The sequence below is a fragment of the Hydrogenophaga sp. FW305-3-2-15-A-LB1 genome (genome assembly GCF_058787875.1).
Genome location: NZ_JBYTAE010000003.1, coordinates 1 through 19,493 on the forward strand (window position 1 = coordinate 1; position 19,493 = coordinate 19,493).

At 68.4% G+C, this 19,493-nt stretch carries 18 protein-coding genes and 1 pseudogene; 3 read left to right on the top strand and 16 right to left on the bottom strand.

Annotated elements, in window-relative coordinates:
- Positions 1–33: 33 nt before the first annotated feature.
- The gene (locus AC3WPZ_RS01120; protein WP_492437822.1) at positions 34–1,026 is read right to left on the bottom strand and encodes a ZIP family metal transporter; all 993 of its coding nucleotides are present in this window, start codon (positions 1,024–1,026) and stop codon (positions 34–36) included.
- A 112-nt stretch (positions 1,027–1,138) separates the two neighbouring features.
- Here AC3WPZ_RS01120 and AC3WPZ_RS01125 point away from each other — a divergent pair, with 112 nt between their 5' ends.
- Genes AC3WPZ_RS01125 through AC3WPZ_RS01135 form a run of 3 tightly spaced genes read left to right on the top strand, consistent with a single transcriptional unit; the run spans position 1,139 to position 2,556 of the window.
- Complete coding sequence (locus AC3WPZ_RS01125; RefSeq protein WP_444686921.1) at positions 1,139–1,639, top strand: GNAT family N-acetyltransferase; 501 nt, start codon at positions 1,139–1,141, stop codon at positions 1,637–1,639.
- 40 nt (positions 1,640–1,679) lie between these two features.
- Positions 1,680–2,048, top strand: a complete 369-nt coding sequence (locus AC3WPZ_RS01130; RefSeq protein ID WP_444691257.1) for a YfeK family protein — start codon at positions 1,680–1,682, stop codon at positions 2,046–2,048.
- A 31-nt stretch (positions 2,049–2,079) separates the two neighbouring features.
- Positions 2,080–2,556, top strand: coding sequence for an ASCH domain-containing protein (locus AC3WPZ_RS01135; RefSeq protein ID WP_444686919.1), 477 nt, complete (start codon positions 2,080–2,082; stop codon positions 2,554–2,556).
- Between the two features lie 59 nt (positions 2,557–2,615).
- Here AC3WPZ_RS01135 and dnaJ read toward each other — a convergent pair whose 3' ends face one another.
- The 15 genes and pseudogenes from dnaJ to AC3WPZ_RS01210 form a co-directional block, all read right to left on the bottom strand.
- Positions 2,616–3,752: a molecular chaperone DnaJ gene (dnaJ, locus tag AC3WPZ_RS01140; protein ID WP_382156669.1), complete on the bottom strand. Its 1,137-nt coding sequence runs from the start codon at positions 3,750–3,752 to the stop codon at positions 2,616–2,618.
- Positions 3,753–3,833: 81 nt separating this feature from the next.
- Positions 3,834–5,789 (bottom strand): annotated as a pseudogene (dnaK, locus tag AC3WPZ_RS01145) (molecular chaperone DnaK); the annotation flags it as partial.
- 77 nt (positions 5,790–5,866) lie between these two features.
- Positions 5,867–6,427 carry a nucleotide exchange factor GrpE gene (grpE, locus tag AC3WPZ_RS01150; RefSeq protein ID WP_382320659.1) on the bottom strand — a complete coding sequence of 187 codons (561 nt, stop codon included), beginning with the start codon at positions 6,425–6,427 and terminating at the stop codon, positions 5,867–5,869.
- Between the two features lie 146 nt (positions 6,428–6,573).
- Positions 6,574–6,903 carry a winged helix-turn-helix transcriptional regulator gene (locus AC3WPZ_RS01155; RefSeq protein WP_382156675.1) on the bottom strand — a complete coding sequence of 110 codons (330 nt, stop codon included), beginning with the start codon at positions 6,901–6,903 and terminating at the stop codon, positions 6,574–6,576.
- A gap of 111 nt (positions 6,904–7,014) precedes the next feature.
- Positions 7,015–7,572, bottom strand: coding sequence for a MarR family winged helix-turn-helix transcriptional regulator (locus tag AC3WPZ_RS01160; RefSeq protein WP_444686918.1), 558 nt, complete (start codon positions 7,570–7,572; stop codon positions 7,015–7,017).
- Positions 7,573–7,583: 11 nt separating this feature from the next.
- Positions 7,584–9,275, bottom strand: a complete 1,692-nt coding sequence (locus AC3WPZ_RS01165) for an acyl-CoA dehydrogenase family protein (protein WP_444686917.1) — start codon at positions 9,273–9,275, stop codon at positions 7,584–7,586.
- Positions 9,272–10,012, bottom strand: coding sequence for an ABC transporter ATP-binding protein (locus tag AC3WPZ_RS01170; protein ID WP_444686916.1), 741 nt, complete (start codon positions 10,010–10,012; stop codon positions 9,272–9,274). The genes AC3WPZ_RS01165 and AC3WPZ_RS01170 overlap by 4 nt, the downstream gene beginning before the upstream one ends.
- 10 nt (positions 10,013–10,022) lie before the next feature.
- The gene (locus tag AC3WPZ_RS01175) at positions 10,023–11,792 is read right to left on the bottom strand and encodes a branched-chain amino acid ABC transporter ATP-binding protein/permease (protein ID WP_444686915.1); all 1,770 of its coding nucleotides are present in this window, start codon (positions 11,790–11,792) and stop codon (positions 10,023–10,025) included.
- 1 nt (position 11,793) lies between these two features.
- The gene (locus tag AC3WPZ_RS01180) at positions 11,794–12,834 is read right to left on the bottom strand and encodes a branched-chain amino acid ABC transporter permease (protein WP_382320653.1); all 1,041 of its coding nucleotides are present in this window, start codon (positions 12,832–12,834) and stop codon (positions 11,794–11,796) included.
- 141 nt (positions 12,835–12,975) lie between these two features.
- Complete coding sequence (locus tag AC3WPZ_RS01185) at positions 12,976–14,109, bottom strand: ABC transporter substrate-binding protein (protein ID WP_444686914.1); 1,134 nt, start codon at positions 14,107–14,109, stop codon at positions 12,976–12,978.
- A gap of 53 nt (positions 14,110–14,162) precedes the next feature.
- Positions 14,163–14,582 carry an acyl-CoA thioesterase gene (locus AC3WPZ_RS01190; protein ID WP_382320649.1) on the bottom strand — a complete coding sequence of 140 codons (420 nt, stop codon included), beginning with the start codon at positions 14,580–14,582 and terminating at the stop codon, positions 14,163–14,165.
- 8 nt (positions 14,583–14,590) lie between these two features.
- A complete protein-coding gene (locus AC3WPZ_RS01195; protein ID WP_444686913.1) occupies positions 14,591–15,355 on the bottom strand; it encodes an SDR family NAD(P)-dependent oxidoreductase in 765 nt (254 codons plus the stop codon).
- A 23-nt stretch (positions 15,356–15,378) separates the two neighbouring features.
- Positions 15,379–16,626: a thiolase family protein gene (locus tag AC3WPZ_RS01200; RefSeq protein WP_444686912.1), complete on the bottom strand. Its 1,248-nt coding sequence runs from the start codon at positions 16,624–16,626 to the stop codon at positions 15,379–15,381.
- A gap of 12 nt (positions 16,627–16,638) precedes the next feature.
- Positions 16,639–18,507: a feruloyl-CoA synthase gene (locus AC3WPZ_RS01205; protein ID WP_444686911.1), complete on the bottom strand. Its 1,869-nt coding sequence runs from the start codon at positions 18,505–18,507 to the stop codon at positions 16,639–16,641.
- Between the two features lie 142 nt (positions 18,508–18,649).
- Complete coding sequence (locus AC3WPZ_RS01210; protein WP_382320642.1) at positions 18,650–19,438, bottom strand: crotonase/enoyl-CoA hydratase family protein; 789 nt, start codon at positions 19,436–19,438, stop codon at positions 18,650–18,652.
- Positions 19,439–19,493: the final 55 nt, after the last annotated feature.

Here is a 19,493-nt window from a genome sequence, read left to right on the forward strand (position 1 = left end):
GCCCGATCTTAGCCACGCACCCCGCCGGGGGCCTCAGTTCAAGGCGGCATCGAGTAACAGCATGAACACGAAACCCGCCAGCAGCGTGCCCGTGGCCAGGGTTTCGAAGCCGTTGCGGTGCGTCTCGGGAATGATCTCGTGGCTCACCACGAACAGCATCGCGCCGGCCGCCAGGGCCAGGCCCAGCGGGTAGAACGCCGGCAGGCTGCCCAGCACCGCGAGGCCGAGGATGGCCCCCAGCGGCTCGGCCAGGCCGGTGAGCGCGGCCACGCCCCAGGCCTGCGCCGCGCTGCGGTCCAGCGTGCGCAGCGCCATGGCCACGATCAGGCCTTCGGGCATGTTCTGCAGGCCGATGGCCAGCGCCACCGAGGCGCCGGCCTGCGCGCCCGCCGCGTCCTGCGGGCCGGCATAGGCGGCGCCCACGGCCAGGCCTTCGGGCACGTTGTGGATCAGGATGGCCAGCACCATGAGCTTGGCACTCTGCACAGCGCCGGGCGTGTGCGCGCTGGCGGCATGGCCCGGCGCGGCCGGTGGCAGCACCGCGTGTTCGTGCGGCGTGAAGCGGTCCACCGCCAGCATCAGGCCCATGCCCAGCGCCAGGCCCGCGCCACTGAGCGCGGCCGCGCCGATGCGGCCACCGAACAGCGCCTGGCCCGCATCGAGCGAGGGCAGCAACAAGGCGAAGATCGCCGCCGCCAGCATCACGCCGGCCGAGAACGACAGCAGGGCGGCTTCCTGCAGCTTGCTCACGCGCTGCACCAGGAACACCGGCAGCGCACCCACGGCCGTGGCCACCGCGGCCAGCAGCGAGGCCTGCACGCCGGCCGCCATGGCGCTGCCGTGTTCGGCCGCGTCCCACCAGGCGCGCGTGGGCGCCCAGAAGGTGCTGAGCGAGGCCAGGCCTGCCATCACCAGCAGGCCGGTGCCCAGGGCCAGCAAGGCGTTGCGCAGGGCGTGGGGCGGCAGCGGCGGCAGTTGCTGCAGCTGGACCCAGGCGGGTCGGACTTGTCGGATCAGTTCGGCCATGGAAGCTCCCGCGTCGAATGGAATTTGACGTTTAGTTTGACAAAAGCTATCGTCGCAGGCCAATCGATGTTGCCAATGAAGGGGATAGGGAGCGCCGGTACAGTCGGGCAGGATGAACTCGTCGATCACCCCCCTCGCCGAACCGCACTTCAACGAGCTCCACGCGGTGCTCGATGCGGTGGCGCGCGAAAAGCGCTTTCTCGCGCTGACGCAGGCGCCGCCCTTGGCCGAGACCATCGCCTTCTTTCGGCAGAACCTGGACCACGATCGCCCGCATTTCGTCGCGCTGATCGAAGGTGCCGTGGTCGGCTGGTGCGATGTGCTGCCGGTGTTTGGCCAGTCGCGGGCGCACATCGGCGTCCTGGGCATTGGCCTGTTGCCTTCGGCGAGGCACCGGGGCCTGGGCCGGCAGCTCATGGCCGCGGCCATCGACAGGGCATGGCGCCAGGGCCTGACGCGCATCGAACTCACCGTGCGCGCGGACAACCCCAACGCGCGCACGCTCTACGAGCGCCTGGGCTTTCAGCACGAAGGCGTGCAACGGCAGGCGTTCCGGGTGGACGGCCAATTCATCGACAGCCATGCCATGGCTTTGCTGCGCCATGCGGCCTGACCGGCTCGCCCCCGCTCGGCGCGCATGGGCGCGTTGGCCGGTGCTGGTCTTGGTGCTGGCGGGCGTGTGGGGCGCCGCGTTCGCCGACCCCACGCCTGCGCCCGTGCGCGCGGAGATCGACGCCATGCTGAACCGCCTCGAAACCTCGGGCTGCCAGTTCCTGCGCAACGGCAGCTGGCACGACGGCGCGCGGGCCAAGGCGCACCTGCTGGACAAGCTCGCCTACATCGAGAAGCGGGGCACGGTGCAGAGCGCGGAGCAGTTCATCGAGCTGGCCGCGTCGCGCAGCAGCCTGTCGGGGCGGCCGTACCAGGTCCGCTGTGGCGGCCAGGCGCCGGTGGAAAGCCGACGCTGGCTGGGCGATCAGCTCACGGCGATTCGGGGGGCTTCCGGTGGCACCAGGCCCTGAGGCGGTGAGTGCCTCCCGCACAATACCGGCCATGTCACCAATGCCTCTCCCCATCGCCGAGTTCTGGCAGGCCTTTGTCGCGTCGACCACCGGCGTGGACGAATCGCGTTTCTACGAGGCGTTCTACTTCGCGGACAGCGAGGCCCTGGCGGATTCACTGGCCGCCCTCGTGCTGTCCGGCACGAAGCGCGCGACGGCCTCGGCCTTCTGGACCTTCGAGGCGCAGGGCAGGCGCGCGCCGGTGCCGGGCGACCTCAGCGTCGTGACCAACTGGGCCGGTGTGCCGCAATGCGTCATCGAAACCGTGGCCGTCGACCGGGTTCCCTTCAACCAGGTCAGCGCCGAGTTCGCGGCCACGGAGGGCGAGGGCGATGGCTCGCTGACGTACTGGCGCGAAGCACATGAGCAGTTCTTCCAGCGCGAGTGCGCCTTGCATGGCCGCGCCTTCACCGAAGACATGCCGTTGGCCTGCGAGCGCTTCAAGGTGGTGTACCGGCCGAGCCCCTGAAACGCTGCCCGAAAAAAAAGCGACGCCGAGGCGTCGCTTTTTCCTGAGCGTTCCAAGCCTCAGCTGAAGAACGACTTGGCCTTTTCGAACCAGCCCTTGTCGTTCGGGCTGTGCTTGTGGCCGCCCTTCTTGAACGACTCGTCCAGCTCCTTGAGCAGCTTGCGCTGGTGCTCGGTGAGCTTGATCGGCGTTTCCACCGCCACGTGGCAGTACAGGTCGCCGGGGTAGCTGCTGCGCACGCCCTTGACGCCCTTGCCGCGCAGGCGGAAGGTCTTGCCGCTCTGCGTGCCTTCGGGCAGGTCGATGGTGGCCTTGCCCGCCAGCGTGGGCACGTCGATCTCGCCACCCAGGGCGGCCACCGTCATGCTCACCGGCACCTGGCAGTGCAGGTCGTCGCCCTCGCGCTCGAAGATGTCGTGCTTGCGCAGGCGCACTTCGATGTAGAGGTCGCCCGAGGGACCGCCGTTCTGGCCAGGTTCGCCGTTGCCGGTGCTGCGGATGCGCTGGCCGTCGTCGATGCCGGCGGGGATCTTGATCTCCAGCGTCTTCTGCTTCTTGATCTTGCCCTGGCCGTGGCAGGTGGTGCAGGGCTCGGGAATGATCTTGCCCTGGCCATGGCAGGTGGGGCAGGTCTGCTGCACGCTGAAGAAGCCCTGGCGCATCTGCACCGAGCCTTGGCCGTGGCAGGTGGTGCAGGTCTTCACGCTGGTGCCGGGCTTGGCGCCGGTGCCGCTGCAGGTCTCGCAGTTGTCCCACGAGGGAATGCGGATCTGCGTTTCCTTGCCGGCGGCGGCCTCTTCGAGCGAGATTTCCATCGCGTAGGAGAGGTCGGCACCGCGGTACACCTGGCGCCCGCCGCGCTGGCCGCCGCGCGCGCCACCGAAGATGTCGCCAAAGATGTCGCCGAACGCGTCGCCAAAACCGCCGAAGCCTTCGGCGCCACCGGCACCGCCGCGCATGTTGGGGTCCACGCCCGCGTGGCCGTACTGGTCGTAGGCCGCCTTCTTCTGCGGGTCCGACAGCATCTCGTAGGCCTCCTTGGCCTCCTTGAACTTCTCTTCGGCCGCCTTGGCCGCATCACCCTGGTTGCGGTCGGGGTGGTGCTTCATCGCCAGCTTGCGATACGCCTTCTTGATCTCGTCGTCGCCGGCGTTCTTGGGCACGCCCAGCACTTCGTAAAAATCGCGTTTAGCCATGGTTTCTTGCGGTTCGTTTGGAGCACAAACGCCGCGTCAGGTTGCCCGGACGCGGCGAATGGGGTGGGAAGCGGGCCCCGATCAGCCCTTCTTCACTTCCTTGACTTCGGCATCGACCACGTCGTCGTCGTCCGGCTTGCTGCTGCCTTGCGGTGCGGCATCGGCGCCAGCACCACCCGCGGCAGCGGCGGCTTCGGCCTGCGACGCGGCGTACACCTTCTCGCCCAGCTTCTGGCTCGCGGCCATCAAGGCTTCGGTCTTGGCCTCGATGGCTTCCTTGTCCTCGCCCTTGGCGGCTTCTTCCACGTCCTTCAACGCGGCTTCGATGGCTTCCTTCTCGGCGCCTTCGAGCTTGTCGCCGTGTTCACCCAGCGACTTCTTCACGCTGTGCACCATGGCTTCGGCCTGGTTGCGGGCCTGCACCAGCTCGACCTTCTTCTTGTCGTCGGCGGCGTTGAGCTCGGCGTCCTTCACCATCTGCTGGATCTCGTTTTCCGACAGGCCCGAGTTCGCCTTGATGGTGATCTTGTTTTCCTTGCCGGTGCCCTTGTCCTTGGCGCCCACGTGCAGGATGCCGTTGGCGTCGATGTCGAACGACACTTCGATCTGCGGCATGCCGCGCGGTGCGCTCGGGATGCCTTCGAGGTTGAACTCACCCAGCAGCTTGTTGCCCGAGGCGATCTCGCGTTCGCCCTGGAACACCTTGATGGTCACGGCCGGCTGGTTGTCCTCGGCGGTCGAGAAGGTCTGCGCGAACTTGGTCGGGATCGTGGTGTTCTTCGTGATCATCTTGGTCATCACGCCACCCATGGTCTCGATGCCCAGGCTCAGCGGGGTCACGTCGAGCAGCAGCACGTCCTTGCGGTCACCGGAGAGCACCTGGCCCTGGATGGCGGCACCCACGGCCACGGCTTCGTCGGGGTTCACGTCCTTGCGCGGTTCCTTGCCGAAGAATTCCTTCACCTTTTCCTGCACCTTGGGCATGCGGGTCATGCCGCCGACCAGGATCACGTCGTGGATGTCGGAGACGCTGATGCCGGCGTCCTTGATGGCGGTGCGGCAGGGCGCGATGGTGCGCTCGATCAGCTCTTCCACCAGGGCTTCGAGCTTGGCGCGCGTGAGCTTGATGTTCAGGTGCTTGGGACCCGAGGCATCGGCCGTGATGTAGGGCAGGTTCAGGTCGGTCGCGGCCGAGCTGGAGAGCTCGATCTTGGCCTTCTCGGCGGCTTCCTTCAGGCGCTGCAGCGCGAGCACGTCCTTGGACAGGTCGACGCCTTGCTCTTTCTTGAACTCGCCAATGATGTAGTCGATGATGCGCTGGTCGAAGTCTTCACCGCCCAGGAAGGTGTCGCCGTTGGTGGAGAGCACCTCGAACTGCTTCTCGCCATCGACGTCGGCGATCTCGATGATGGACACGTCGAACGTGCCGCCACCCAGGTCGTACACGGCGATCTTGCGGTCGCCCTTTTCCTGCTTGTCCAGGCCGAAGGCCAGGGCCGCGGCGGTGGGCTCGTTGATGATGCGCTTGACGTCCAGGCCGGCGATGCGGCCGGCGTCCTTGGTGGCCTGGCGCTGGGCGTCGTTGAAGTACGCGGGCACCGTGATCACGGCTTCCGTGACCGGCTCGCCCAGGTAGTCCTCGGCGGTCTTCTTCATCTTGCGCAGGATGTCGGCGCTGACCTGCTGGGCCGAGATCTGCTTGCCGCGCACTTCCACCCAGGCGTCGCCGTTGTCGGCGGCCACGATGGAGTAGGGCATGAGGTTGATGTCCTTCTGGACTTCCTTCTCGGTGAACTTGCGGCCGATCAGGCGCTTGATCGCGTACAGCGTGTTCTTGGGGTTGGTGACGGCCTGGCGCTTGGCCGAGGCGCCAACCAGCACTTCGCCGTCTTCCTGGTAGGCCACGATCGACGGCGTGGTGCGCGCACCCTCGGCGTTCTCGATCACCTTGGTGTTGTTGCCTTCCATGATGGACACGCACGAGTTGGTGGTGCCCAGGTCAATGCCGATGATTCGTCCCATGTTGTTGCTCCGATGCGAAAAGTGAGGATGTTGTGAAAAACGATGTGGGGAAGGTGTGGATAACCGGTGGGTATTTCAAGCCCGCCGGGTGATCATTTGGGGGCTGCCACCGTCACCAGGGCCGGGCGCAGCACGCGGTCGGCGATGAGGTAACCCTTCTGCAGCACGCTGACCACGGTGTTGGCTTCCTGGTCGGCAGGCACCATGCTGATGGCCTGGTGCTGGTGGGGGTCGAACTTCGCGGCCCCGGTCGGGTTGATTTCCAGCACCTTGTGGCGCTCCAGCGCGCTTTTGAGCTGCTTGAGCGTGGCCTCAGTGCCTTCGCGCAGCTGTTCGCGCGTGGCTTCCTGGATGGCCAGGCCGGCTTCGAGGCTGTCGGCCACGGCCAGCAGGCTCTCGGCAAAGCTCTCCACGGCGAACTTGCGGGCCTTGCTGACCTCTTCCTCGGCGCGGCGGCGGGCGTTTTCGGCCTCGGCCTTGGCGCGCAGGAACTGGTCGGCCAGGTCGGCGTTCTGGGCCTTGAGCGTGGAGAGATCCTGGGTCAGGGCGGCGACGGCATCGGCCTGGTTGGCGGCCTCGGCGGCCAGGGCCTCTTCGGGGCTGACAGGCGCGTTCGGGTCGGGCTGGGCGGTATGGGGTGTCGTCTGGCTCATGGGTCTTTGAAGTGCGTGAAGTCAATGGCCAGGACGGCCATGCAGGGCAATTGGGGCCGACGGGCCCGGATTCAAGGGTGGGAGGTGGCACTTTGGCCACCGGTGGACGCTGCCGGCGCGAAGGCGGGCTGTCCAGGGGCGTGATTCTATGTCCCGGCGGGCAGGGGATGGGCGGCGCGCGCCTGCTGGTGTGACCATTTGCCCGCGAATTGCTGCACTTCCACCAGCCGGCGCGCCAGATCGGCGCCCTGGGTGGTGAGCCGGTAGCCGTGGCCGCTGTGGTCCACGAGGCGGGCGGCGCGCAGCTCTTTCAGGCGGGTGTTGAGCGTGTTCGGGGTGACGCCGCCCACGCTGTCCTGCAGGAGCCGGAAGGTCTGGGGGTGGCCGTCGCTCAGGGCCCAGATCACGCGCATGGCGTAGCGCGATTCCAGCAAGTCGAAGAGTTGCATCACGGCAGCGTTGTCCTTGGCACTCATGCGAGGTCTCCTGCGACGGGCCCGTCTGGTTCTCGCAATATACGGCCCGCGCTACCGGTTTGCTAGCTGCGGGAACCCCCGTTCTGTGGCGCAAAGGCCAAGGCTACGGACTTACCCGGATTGCGCGGGCGTGGCCGGGCGGCGGTAGACCTTGCGCAGCAGGCCGATGAGGGTCTGCAGCTCCTCGGCCGAGAGGCGGTCGGCCACGTCGCGCTCCAGCGCGGTGGCCGTGGCCTGGGCCTCGCGGTACAGGCGCTCGCCGGGCGCCGAGAGGTGCAGGCCCTGGGCGCGCCGGTCGGTGGGGTGGGGTTTGCGCAGGATCAGGCCGCGTTTCTGCAGGCTCTTGACCATGCCCACCAGGTTGGGCGGCAGGATGTCCAGGGCGGCGCAGATCTGGCGCGAGGTCACGCCCGGGTTGTGCGCGACCACCGAGAGCACGGAAAAGTCCACCGGCCGCATGCCGAAGGGCTCCATGCGGCGCAGGAACACGGTGATCACGGCCAGCGCGGTGCGCCGCGCGTTGTAGCCCAGCAGGGTTTCGAGGTAGCTGGTGTCGATCTCGGGCCCGGCGCTCTCCGGCGCGCTGTCCAGCGGCGCCGGGGCGGCGGGCTTGCGCGGGCCGCGCGGGCGCCGCAGGGCGTTGGCGGTGGAGAGGGCGGTTTCGGACATGGTCGCGGAGCTTAGCTGACCAGGGTGGCGTCCATCATGGCCAGGCGCATCTCGAACTCGGGCCAGACCCAGCGCCAGAAGGCGGCGCGGGCCTCGGCGCCGTGGCCGGCGGTGGCGGCCAGGCGCTCCCAGGCCCAGGCCATGAGCAGCAGGGCGGTGGCGCGCAGGAAGTCGTCGGCCAGCCAGAACGGGCGCTCGGCCGAGGCGCCGGCCATGGGCACGACGCGCTCGCGCACGAAGTCGCCGAAACGCGCCAGGGCGCCACGGGTGGCCGCCGCCTCGGGCAGGGCGGCCAGGTCGCTGTTGAGGTCGGCCAGCAGGGCCTGCAGCGCGGTGGCGCCGTCGGGCAGGGTCTTGCGCACCAGCAGGTCGATCGCCTGGATCTCGTTCGTGCCCTCGTAGATCATGGCCACGCGCGCGTCGCGCACGTGCTGCTCGATGCCCCATTCGCGCACGTAGCCGTGGCCGCCGAACACCTGCAGGCAGGCGCTGGCGCCGCTGAAGGCCTGCTCGGTCCAGGCGGACTTGAGCACCGGCGTGACCAGGCTGCACCAGCGCGCGGCAGCCTCGCGCCGGGCGGCGTCGGGGTGGTGCTTCTGGGTGTCGAGTTCGAGCGCGGTGCGGTAGGCGATCACGCGCCCGGCGTCGATCCAGGCGCGTTGGGTGCCCAGAATGCGTTGGATCGCAGGATGCAGGGCGATCGGGTCGGCCTCGCCGGCCTTGCTCGTGGTGCCGGGCGCGCGCATCTGGCGGCGTTCCTGCGCGTAGGCATGGGCTTTCTGCCAGGCGGCGTCGAGCAGGCCCACGCCCTGCAGGCCCACCAGCAGGCGCGCCGCGTTCATCATGACGAACATGGCGTTGAGGCCCTTGCCGGGCTCGCCGACCAGGGAGGCGGCGGCCTCGTCGAAGCGCATCACGCAGGTGGGGCTGCCGTGGATGCCCATCTTTTCCTCGATGCGCTCGCAGTGCACGGCGCTGCGGCTGCCGTCTTCGTGGAACTTGGGCACGAGGAAGAGCGAGAGGCCCTTGGGGCCGGGCGGGGCGTCGGGCAGGCGCGCGAGCACCAGGTGCACGATGTTGTCGGCCAGGTCGTGTTCGCCGCCCGAGATGAAGATCTTGGTGCCGCTGAGGGCGCAACGCCCGTCGGCCAGCGGCACGGCCTTGGTGCGCACCAGGCCCAGGTCGCTGCCGGCGTGGGGCTCGGACAGGCACATGGTGGCGAGCCATTCGCCCGAGGCCAGCTTCTCCAGGTAGCGGGCCTTGAGTTCGTCGCTGGCGTGGTGGCGCAGGCATTCGTAGGCGCCGTGCAGCAGGCCGGGCGCCATGGTCCAGCCGTGGTTGGCGGCGTTGAGCATCTCGTGCAGCACCGCTTCCACCACGGTGGGCAGGCCCTGGCCGCCGTCTTCGGTGGCGCTGGCCAGCGAGGGCCAGCCGGCCTGCCAGAAGGCCTGGTAGGCGTCGCGGAAGCCGGGCGGCATGGTGACCGCGCCGGCGTTCCATTGCGCGCCCACTTCGTCGCCTTCGCGGTTGAGCGGGGCGATCACTTCCCCGACGAACTTGCCCGCTTCCTCGATCACCTGCGTGAGCAGGCCGGTGTCGGCGTGCTCGGCCAGCGCGGGCAGTTCGGCGATGTGTTCGTGCGCGCGCAGCACGTCGAACAGCACGAAGGCGTGTTCGGCGGCGCGGGGCTGGTAGGCGTTCATGCGGCGGTGGCTTTGCGCGCGGTGCCGAGGTAGGTCTCGATCACGCGCGGGTCGCTGGCGAGTTCGCTGGCCGGGCCCTGGGCGCTGAGTTCGCCCATCTCGAGCACGTAGCCGTGGTCGGCCACCTGCAGCGCGGCGCGCGCGTTCTGCTCCACCAGCACGATGGTCACACCGGTCTGGCGCAGGCGGTCGATGATGGCGAAGATCTCTTTGACGATCAGCGGCGCCAGGCCCAGGCTGGGCTCGTCGAGCATCAGCAGGTCGGGGGCGGACATGAGCGCGCGTCCCACGGCCAGCATCTGGCGTTCGCCGCCCGAGAGCGTGCCTGCGAGCTGGACGCGGCGCTCCTGCAGGCGCGGGAAGATGCTGTAGACGTCGTCCAGGCGGCTGCGCCACTTCGCATTGCCCAGCCGCATCTGGCGGAAGCCCCCGAGCAGCAGGTTGTCTTCGACCGGCATGGTGCCGAACAGCTCGCGCTTCTCGGGCACCAGGGCCATGCCGTTCATCACGCGCTCTTCGAGCGTGAGGGTGCTGATGTCCTGCCCGCGGAACTCGATCGCGCCCTGGCCGGGCAGGATGCCCATGAGGGTGTTGAGCAGCGTGGACTTGCCCGCGCCGTTGGGGCCGATCACGGTGATCACGCCGCCGGCTTGCGCCTGCAGGTCGATGCCGTGCAGCACCTCGGCGCGGCCGTAACCGGCGCGCAGGCCCTTGACTTGAAGAATGGGGTTGCTCATGTCTCGTGCCTCAGTGTTCCGTGCCCAGGTAGGCGGCGCGCACCTTGGGGTCCTGCTGCACCTGCTCGGGCGGACCCTGCGTGAGAAGGGTGCCGAATTCCATCACCACCAGGTGGTCGCAGATCTGCATCACCAGGTCCATGTCGTGTTCCACCAGCAGGATGCTCATGCCCTCGGCCTTGAGCTGGCGCAGCACGCCGGCCAGGGCCTGCTTCTCCTTGTGGCGCAGGCCGGCGGCGGGTTCGTCCAGCAGCAGCAGGGTCGGGTCGGCGCACAGGGCGCGCGCGATTTCCATCAGGCGCTGTGGGCCCATGGCCAGGTTGCCGGCCTGTTCGTGCAGGTACTCGCCCATGCCGATGCGCTCGAGCTGGCGCTGCGCCTCGCGGAACAGCTGGCGTTCCTCGGCGCGGTTGGCGCGCAGCATGGCGGGCAGCACGCCCTTGCGGCCGCGCGTGTGCGCGCCCAGGGCCACGTTCTCGAGCACCGTCATGTCCGGGATCATCTTCACGTGCTGGAAGGTGCGCGCCATGCCCAGTTGCGCGATGGCGCGCGAGGGCTTGCCGATCACGTTGCCACCCTGGAAGCGCACCTCGCCGCTGGTGGCGGGCAGCACGCCCGTGATCAGGTTGAAGGTGGTGGACTTGCCGGCGCCGTTGGGGCCGATCAGGCCGACGATCTGGCCGGCGTGGATCTGGAAGCTGATGTCGTTCACCGCCACCAGGCCGCCGAACTGCATGCGTGCCTTCTGCACGTCGAGCACCAGCTCGCCGGCGGCGGGTTTGGCGCGCTCGGGCAGGGCGGCGGCGTTCTGCCAGTCCACCGCGCGCGGCTTCGGCGCCTTGCCCTTGCCGACCACGGACCACAGGCCGTCGGGCAGGTACTTGAGCACCACCACCAGCGCGATGCCGAAGACGATCACCTCGTAGCTGCCGCTGGTGCCGATCAGGCGGGGCAGCAGCACCTGCAGCTGGTCTTCCAGCACGCGGATGAGGCCGGCGCCGACGATGGCGCCCCACACGTGGCCCACGCCGCCGATCACCGCCATGAACAGGTACTCGATGCCCATCTTCAGGCCGAAGGCCGAGGGGTTCACCGTGCGCTGGAAGTGCGCGAGCAGCCAGCCCGCCACCGAGGCGAACAGCGCGGCCAGCACGAACATGGTGACCTTGTAGCGGAAGGTGTTGATGCCCATCGCCTCGGCCATCTGCGAGCCGCTCTTGAGCGAGCGCATGGCGCGGCCCGCGCGCGAGTCCAGCAGGAACATCAGCGCGGCCACGAAGGCCAGCAGGATGACCCAGGTCAACACGAAGAAGGCGCGGCCCTGGCCGATGTCGAAGCCGCCGATGGACAGGCTCTTGATGCCCAGCAGACCGTCGTACTTGCCCAGCGCGTCCAGGTTGCCCATGAGGTAGTACAGCGACAGGCCCCAGGCGATGGTGGCCAGCGGCAGGTAGTGGCCCGACATGCGCAGCGTGATCAGGCCCACGATGAGCGCGCTGCCTGCGGTCAGCGCCATGCCGATGAACAGCGTGATCCAGGGCGAGACGCCCAGGTTGAGCGTGAGCCAGGCCGTGGTGTAGGCGCCGATGCCGACGAAGGCCGCCTGGCCGAACGAGGTGAGGCCGCCCACGCCGGTGAGCAGGATCAGGCCCAGCACCGTCATGCTGTAGATGCCGATGTAGTTGAGCTGTGTGACCCAGAAATCGGGCAGGGGCGCGAGCGCAAGCAACGGGATCGCGACGGCCAGGATCAGCAGGCCCAGGTTTTGATTTTTTGGCATGTCAGTGGTCCTCGTCGGAGTGCTTGCTGCGCAGCGAGCGGAACAGCAGGACCGGAAGAATGAGCGTGAAGACGATGACCTCCTTGAAGGCGCTGGCCCAGAAGGAGCCGAAGGCCTCGATCACGCCCACGCCCAGGGCCGCGACCAGCGCGCCCGGGTAGCTCGCCAGGCCGGCCGCCACGGCGGCCACGAAGCCCTTGAGGCCGATCAGGAAGCCCGAGTCGTAGAACACCGTGGTGGTCGGGCCGATCAGCAGGCCCGAGAGCGCGCCGATGAAGGCCGCCATGGTCATGGTCAGCTGGCCGGAGGCTTGTGAGGAGATGCCCATCAGGCGGGCACCGGTGCGGTTGACGGCGATGGCGCGCAGCGCCTTGCCGCGCAGCGAACGCTCGAAGTAGAGCCAGAGCATGACGATGAGGGCCACCGTCGCCGCGAAGGTGATGATGGCCTGACCCGACAGCATGACGGGGCCGATGGCGTAGCGCGCGTCCCAGAACGCCGGGTTGCGGAAGCCCTCGGCGCCGAAGAACAGCAGGCCCAGGCCGGTCAAGGCGAAGTGCACGCCGACCGACACGATCAGCAGCACCAGCGGCGTGGAGCTCTCCAGCGACTGGTAGGCCACGCGGTACACCAGCGGGCCGTACACGGTGACCACCGCCACGCTGAGCACCGCCTGCACCCACAGCGGGAACTGCTGCGGCGCGGCCCAGATGGCGACGAGAGAGACGACAACGGGCAAGGCGAGCGTGCGCGCGGCCGCCTTGACGGCGATCAGCGCATTGCGCTGGTGCTGCCAACGGCCGAACAGCTCCATGAGCGCGGCCACGCTGGCCAGCAGCAACAGCAGCCACACGGTGCCGGGCACCTTGCCGGTCTGGAAGATGGCCAGGGTGAGCGCGCCGTAAGCGACGAACTCCCCCTGGGGAATGAAGATGATCCGGGTGACGGTGAACACCAGGACGATGGCCAGGCCCAGCAGCGCGTACACCGCACCGTTGGTCAGACCATCCAACGCCAGGATGCTGGCGATTGAGAAATCCATAAAAGCCTCAGCGCAAGAAAGAGACACTCTCGAACAGGGACACCGAGGGTCCGGCTCCGCCGGCCCCAGGTGTCGTCCCCCCTCGAAGCGCCGAAGGCGCGCCACAGAGGGGGGAAGCCGCGTCAGCGGCGCAGGGGGGTGTTACTCGACTTTGAACTTGCCGTCGACGACCTTCAGCATCACGCCCGTTTCGTTCGTGAAGCCCCAGTGGTCGTCCTTGGTCCAGTTCATCACGCCGTGCGCGAACACGGTGCGGCCCATGGTTTCGAGTGCGTCGCGCAGACCGGCGCGGAACTCGGGCGTACCGGGCTTGGCGGTCTTCAGTGCGATCGGCACGGCCTTGTTCAGTGCGATGGCGGCGTCGTAGGCGTGGCCCGCGAACTGGTTGCGCATGCCTGGGCCGACCAACTTCTCGTAGTTGGTGACGAAGTCCATGGCCAGCTTCTTGGACGGGTGGTTGTCAGGCAACTGTTCGGCGATCACAGCCGGACCGGAGACCACGAAGGAGCCTTCCACGTCCTTGCCACCGATGCGCACCAGGTCGGGCGTGGCGGCAGCGTGCGTCTGGTAGATCTTGCCCTTGTAGCCGCGCTCGACGATGGCCTTGTGCGGCATGGCCGCACCCGAGCCGGTCGCCACCACCAGGATCGCATCGGGGTTGGCGGCGGTGAGCTTGAGCGCCTGCGGCGTCACGCTGGTGTCGGCGCGCGCGAAGCGCTCGGCGGCCACGATCTTCATGCCGGCCTTCTCGGCCAGCGGCGTCATGGCCTTGAGCCACAGCTCGCCGTAGGCGTCGGTGTAGCCCAGGAAGCCGATGGTCTTGATGCCCTGCTTCTTCATGTGCTCGACCACGGCGAAGCCCATCACATCGTTGCCCTGCGGCAGGCGGAACAGCCATTGGTCGGCACCGGGCGGCACGCCTACGGGCGAAGCGGCCAGTTGCACGGTCTTGGCTTCGGCTGCCACCGGGGCGATGGCCGCGGCCACCGGGGTGAGGGTCGAACCGATGATGACGTCGACCTTGTCGTCGGTCACCAGGCGGCGTGCGTTGGCAGCGCCCTTGCCCGGGTCGCTCGCGTCGTCCAGGATGATCAGGTTGACCTTCTCGCCACCGATGGTCTGCGGAAACAGTTTGAACTGGTTCTGCATCGGAATGCCGAGGCCGGAGCCCGGGCCCGTGAGCGAGAGGATCACGCCGACGTTGATGTCGGCCAGCGCCGTGGTGCTGGCCAGGGCCGTGACGGCCACGGCGATGAGGGTTTTGACGGTTTTCATTCGAGTCTCCTTCTTGGGGTGGTGAAAAGGGAAAGGGCGGGGGAAACAGCGGTTCAGGAACAGAGGGCCTTGATGTCCTCGGGCACGGGAATGGCCTTGATGCGCTCGGGCGCCTCGGGCGGGTGGATCACGAAGGCGCGCGTCTCGGTGCCTTCGCAGAGCACCTCGTCCCCGCGTTTCACCACGTGCCGGTGCATGAACACCTTCTCGCGCCACTCGGTCACGCTGGTGTGGATCTGCAGGCGCTCGCCGTAGGTGGCGGGGCGGCTGAACTTGGTGTGGATCTCCAGCAGAGGCGTGCCCACGATGCCGCGCGTCTTGACCAGCTCGCGCCAGGGCGGCACGCCGCACTTGACGAAGAAGTTCAGCGAGGACGCATCCATCCACTTCGAGAAATTCGGAAAGAAGACGATGCCGGCGGGGTCGCAGTCGCCGAACATCACTTCCACTTCGTAAACAACGGTCTTGGTCATGAGGGGGTTTACCGGGGGGCCATGCGGAGTGCGCCATCGAGGCGGATCACTTCGCCGTTGAGGTGCGTGTTGGTGACGATGTGCGCGGCGAGCTGGGCGAACTCTTCGGGCTTGCCCAGGCGCGGCGGGAAGGGGATGCTGGCGGCCAGCGACTGCTGCACCGGCTCGGGCAGCTGCTTCATCAGCGGCGTGCTGAACAGGCCGGGCGCGATGGTGCAGACGCGGATGCCGTGTTGCGCGAGGTCGCGCGCCATCGGCAGCGTCATGCCCACCAGGCCACCCTTGGAGGCGCTGTAGGCCTGCTGGCCGATCTGGCCGTCGAACGCGGCCACGCTGGCGGTGAAAACCATCACGCCGCGCTCGCCGTCTTCCAGCGCATCCAGCTTGGCGCAGGCGGCAGCGAACAGGCGGCTGGCGTTGTAGGTGCCGATCAGGTTGACGTTGATGACCTTGGCGAAGTCTTCCAGCGGCGCGGGGCTGCCGTCCTTGGCGACCACGCGCTTGGCCGAGCCGATGCCGGCGATGTTCATCAGGATGCGCGCCGGGCCGTGGGCGGCGGCGGCCTGGTCGATCGCGGCCTGCAGGTTCTCGGTGTTGGTGATGTCGCACAGCAGCGCCACGCCGCCGATGTCGGCCGCCACGCGCTTGGCGTTGTCCAGGTTCACATCGAGCACGGCGACCTTGGCGCCCAGGCGCGCGAGTTCGCGCGCGGTGGCCTCGCCCAGGCCCGAGCCACCACCGGTGACGAGGGCCGCGTGTCCTTGAATGTTCATAGAGGTCTCCTTCTTCTCTGGTTTCAGGCGTTCGGATTTTGAATCAGGAGGGCCATGCCCTGGCCACCGCCCACGCAGGCGCTGGAGATGCCGTAGCGCTGGCCGCTGCGCTGCAGTTCGCGCGCCAGCGTGAGCGTCAGGCGCACGCCGGTGGCGGCCAGCGGGTGGCCCAGCGCGATCGCGCCGCCGTTGACGTTGAGCTTGTTCAGGTCCATGCCGAGCTCGCGTGCCACCGCCAGGGTCTGCGCGCCTTGCGCTTCGTTCACCTCGAAGCGCGCGATGTCGCTCAGCTTCAGGCCGGTGCGCTCCAGCAGCAGGCGGATGGCCGGCGCCGGGCCGATGCCCATGATCTCGGGCGGCACGCCCACGGCGGCGGCGGCCACCACGCGGGCCAGCGATTGCTTTCCGTTCGCCTTCGCGTAGGCGCCGGAGGCGACCACGCAGGCCGCGGCGGCGTCCACCAGGGCCGAGCTGTTGCCACCGGTCTGCACACCGCCATCGAACACGGGTTTGAGTTTGGCCAGCACCTCCATCGGCGAGAGGCGCGGGTGGGTGTCGGTGGCCACCTCGGTGAGCTTGCCTTGCAGCTTGATGCCGCGCGCCTTGTAGCCCGCGAGCTCGAACTTCTCGGTCACCACCGGCACGATCTCACCGGCGAGAAAACCGCTTTCCTGCGCGGCCACGGCCTTGGCGAACGAGGCCGAGGCGAAGGCATCCACCTCTTCGCGGGTGATGCTGTATTGCTTCGCCAGGTTCTCGGCGGTCTGGATCATGTTGATGCCCGCGGCCGGGTCCTTCAGCGCTTCCCACATGTAGTCCTTGAAGCCCACCGGCGCGCCCAGCTTGAAGCCGGTGCGGTGGTCGAAGGCGGCGATGGGGTTGCGCGTCATGCTCTCGGTGCCCACCACCAGCGCGGCCTCGCAGGCGCCGCCCTGGATGTGTTCGCCGGCCTGGCGGAACAGCTCGAAGCCGGTGCCGCAGATGCGCTGCGCCATGATGGCCGGCACCTCCACCGGCACGCCGGCGTACAGGCCGATGTGGCGCGGCAGGAAGAACTGGTCGAAATCGCCGGGCGCCATGTTGCCCGTGACCACCGAGCCGATGTGCTCGCCCGGCACGCCCGCGCGCGCCAGCGCTTCGCGCGCGGCCTTGATGCCCAGGTCGGTGGGCGAGATGTGGCCGAGCGCGCCGCAGTAGTCCACCAGGGGGGTGCGCACGCCGTCGAGCAGCCAGACGTCGTCGAACGCGTTGAAGAATCCTCGGGAAGCCATGTCGTCTTTCGTTTATTCGGGTTTCAGGATGGCGTGCAGCGTGTCGGCGTGCAGGCGCTCCACGGTCTCGGCCCGGTGGGCCAGCACCGCGCGCTGGTTGATCGAGCCCTTGTCGGTGATCTCGCCGCGGTCGATGGTGGGCGGGTCGGCCAGCAGGCACAGGCGCGCGATGCGGCTGGCGCTGCCGGTGGACGTCTTGGCCAGCTCGGTCACCACGCGCTGGAAATGCGCGAGCACGGGCGCGCTGTTGAGCACCTCGTGCAGCGAGGCCTCGGCGCCCAGGCCGCTGAGCGCGCGCACCGCGCCGGTGGGGAACACCATGGCGCCGACTTCCTTCATGTTCAGGCCGGTGAGCACCACGTCCTGGATGTAGGGCGCGCCGGCGGCGATGATCTTGGCGCGCAGCGGGCCCACGCTCACGAAGGTGCCGGTGGCGAGCTTGAAGTCTTCGGCGATGCGGCCGTCGAATTTCAGGCCTTGGTGGATGTCGGTCTCGTCGATCCACTTCACCGCATCGCCGGTCTTGAAGAAGCCTTCTTCGTCGAAGGACTCGGCGGTCTCCGCCGGCATGCGCCAGTAGCCCGGCGTGACGTTCGGGCCCTTGTAGCGCACCTCCGTCTTGCCGTCGGTGTCGACCAGTTTGAGCACCAGGCCCGGCGTGGGCAGGCCCAGGTCGCCGGCCTTCACGTTGGCGCTGGTCACGTACAGGCCGAACGGGCCCGACTCGGTCATGCCCAGGCCCGTGCCCATGACGATGCGCTCGCCGATCTCCTGTTCCTGCACCGCGTGCAGGGCGTCCCACACCGGCTGGGCCAGGGCGGCGCCCGCGTAGAAGAACATGCGCACGCGCGAGAGCAGGGTCTTGCGCAGGGCCTCGTCGGTCTTCATCGCGTTGGCAATCGCCTCGAAACCCGTGGGCACGTTGAAGTACACCGTGGGCGCGATCTCGCGCAGGTTGCGCAGCGTCTCGGCCATCAGCGCGGGCGTGGGTTTGCCGTCGTCGATGTAGAGCGTGCCGCCGTGGTACAGCACCATGCCGACGTTGTGGTTGCCGCCGAAAGTGTGGTTCCAGGGCAGCCAGTCCACCAGCACCAGCGGGTTCTCGGCCAGCACCGGCATCGACTCCGTCATCTGCTGCTGGTTGGCGCACCACATGCGCTGCGTGTTGATCACGGCCTTGGGCATCTTGGTCGAGCCCGAGGTGAAGAGGAACTTGGTGATGGTGTCCGGGCCGGTGGCGGCCATGGCGGCGTCCACCGCCGGTGTGGCCTCGGTGGCCAGCAGCGAGGCGAACGAGGTGGTGGCACGGCCGGGCACGCTGCCCTCGGTCGTCACCAGCTCCACGTCGGCCCCCAGCGTGGCCAGCATGGCGCGGCTGTAGCGCTGCGCGTCGGCGGCGAACACCAGGCCGGGCGTGAGCGTCTTCACCACGTGGTGCAGCTTGTCGAAGTCCTGGCTCACCAGCGAGTAGGCCGGCGAGGTCGGGCAGTAGGCAATGCCGGCGTAGACGCAGCCCAGCGCGAGCAGCGCGTGTTCCAGGTCGTTCTCGCTCAGGATCAGCACCGGCTTCTCGGCGGACAGGCCGCGGTTCAGCAGGCCCTGGCCGATGCGGCGCGCCGCATCGAGCGCCTGCGCGAAGCTGATGTGGCGCCAGTCGCCCGTGGTGCCGTCGGCGTTCTTCGCGCGGCGCGCGAACACGGTCTGGTCGGGGCGCGTCCGGGCCCAGTGCACCAGCCGGTCGGTGATGCGACCGGGGAAGGCGGGCAGGTCCTGCTGCGCGCTCAGGTAGTGCACGCCGGTGTCGCCGTCGCGCAGCGTGGCGCGGGTGACACCGAAGGTCAGGGGCCGGTAACGGGCGGCCGTGGCGGGGTTCTGGCTCATGTCTCTCTCGGGCTTTTCTTTATCGATCAGTTTCTCGAGTCGCGTGTCTCATTCCAGAGATGCCGCGGAACCGGCTTTGCCGGGCCGCTGGCATCGCCCCCCTCCGGGGGGTGACGCCGAAGGCGGCGCGGGGGGAGCGACGTCAGTCGCGTTGCACTTTGTTCGCGCGGCCTTCGAGGAAGGCGCGCACGCGCTCTTTTGCCTCGGGGGCGTTCTGCACGATGGCGGCCATCAGCGCTTCGGTGAAGAAGCCCTGGTCGGCCGGTTGTTCGGCGATGCGCGGCAGGGCGTGCATCAGCGCGTAGTTGGTCAGCGGTGCGTTGCTGGCGATGCGCGTGGCCAGTTCCATGGCTTTTTCCAGTGCCGTGCCTTCGGGCACCAGGTACTGCGCCAGGCCGATGCGCTCGCCGTCCTCGGCCTTGTAGACGCGGCCGGTGAACATCATGTCGGCCATGCGCGCGGCGCCGATCAGGCGCGGGATGCGCACCGAGCCGCCACCGCCCACGAAGATGCCGCGCGAGCCTTCGGGCAGCGCGAAGAAGGACGAGGCGTCGGCCACGCGGATGTGGCAGGCGCTGGCCAGCTCCAGGCCGCCGCCGACCACCGCGCCGTGCAGCGCCGCGACCACCGGCACCGGGCCGTGCTGCACGCACTCCAGCGCGGCGTGCCACATGCGCGAGTGGTGCAGGCCCTGGCCGGCGTCGCGTTCCTGCAGTTCGGAGAGGTCCAGGCCGGCGCAGAAGTGCTCGCCCGCGCCGTGGATCACGGCGGCGCGCACGCCTTGCGGCATGCCCTGGAAGATGTCGCGCAAGGCGAGGATCAGGCCGTCGTTGAGCGCGTTGCGCTTGGCGGGCCGGTTCAGCGTGATGACCGCGATTTCGGACGATTCGCCTTGCAGGCTCAGGCTGATGTCGGTGGAATGGATGGGCATGAGGCAGGAAGGGCTTGCTTGAAGTGAGGTCGCATTATTGTTATAAACAATAACC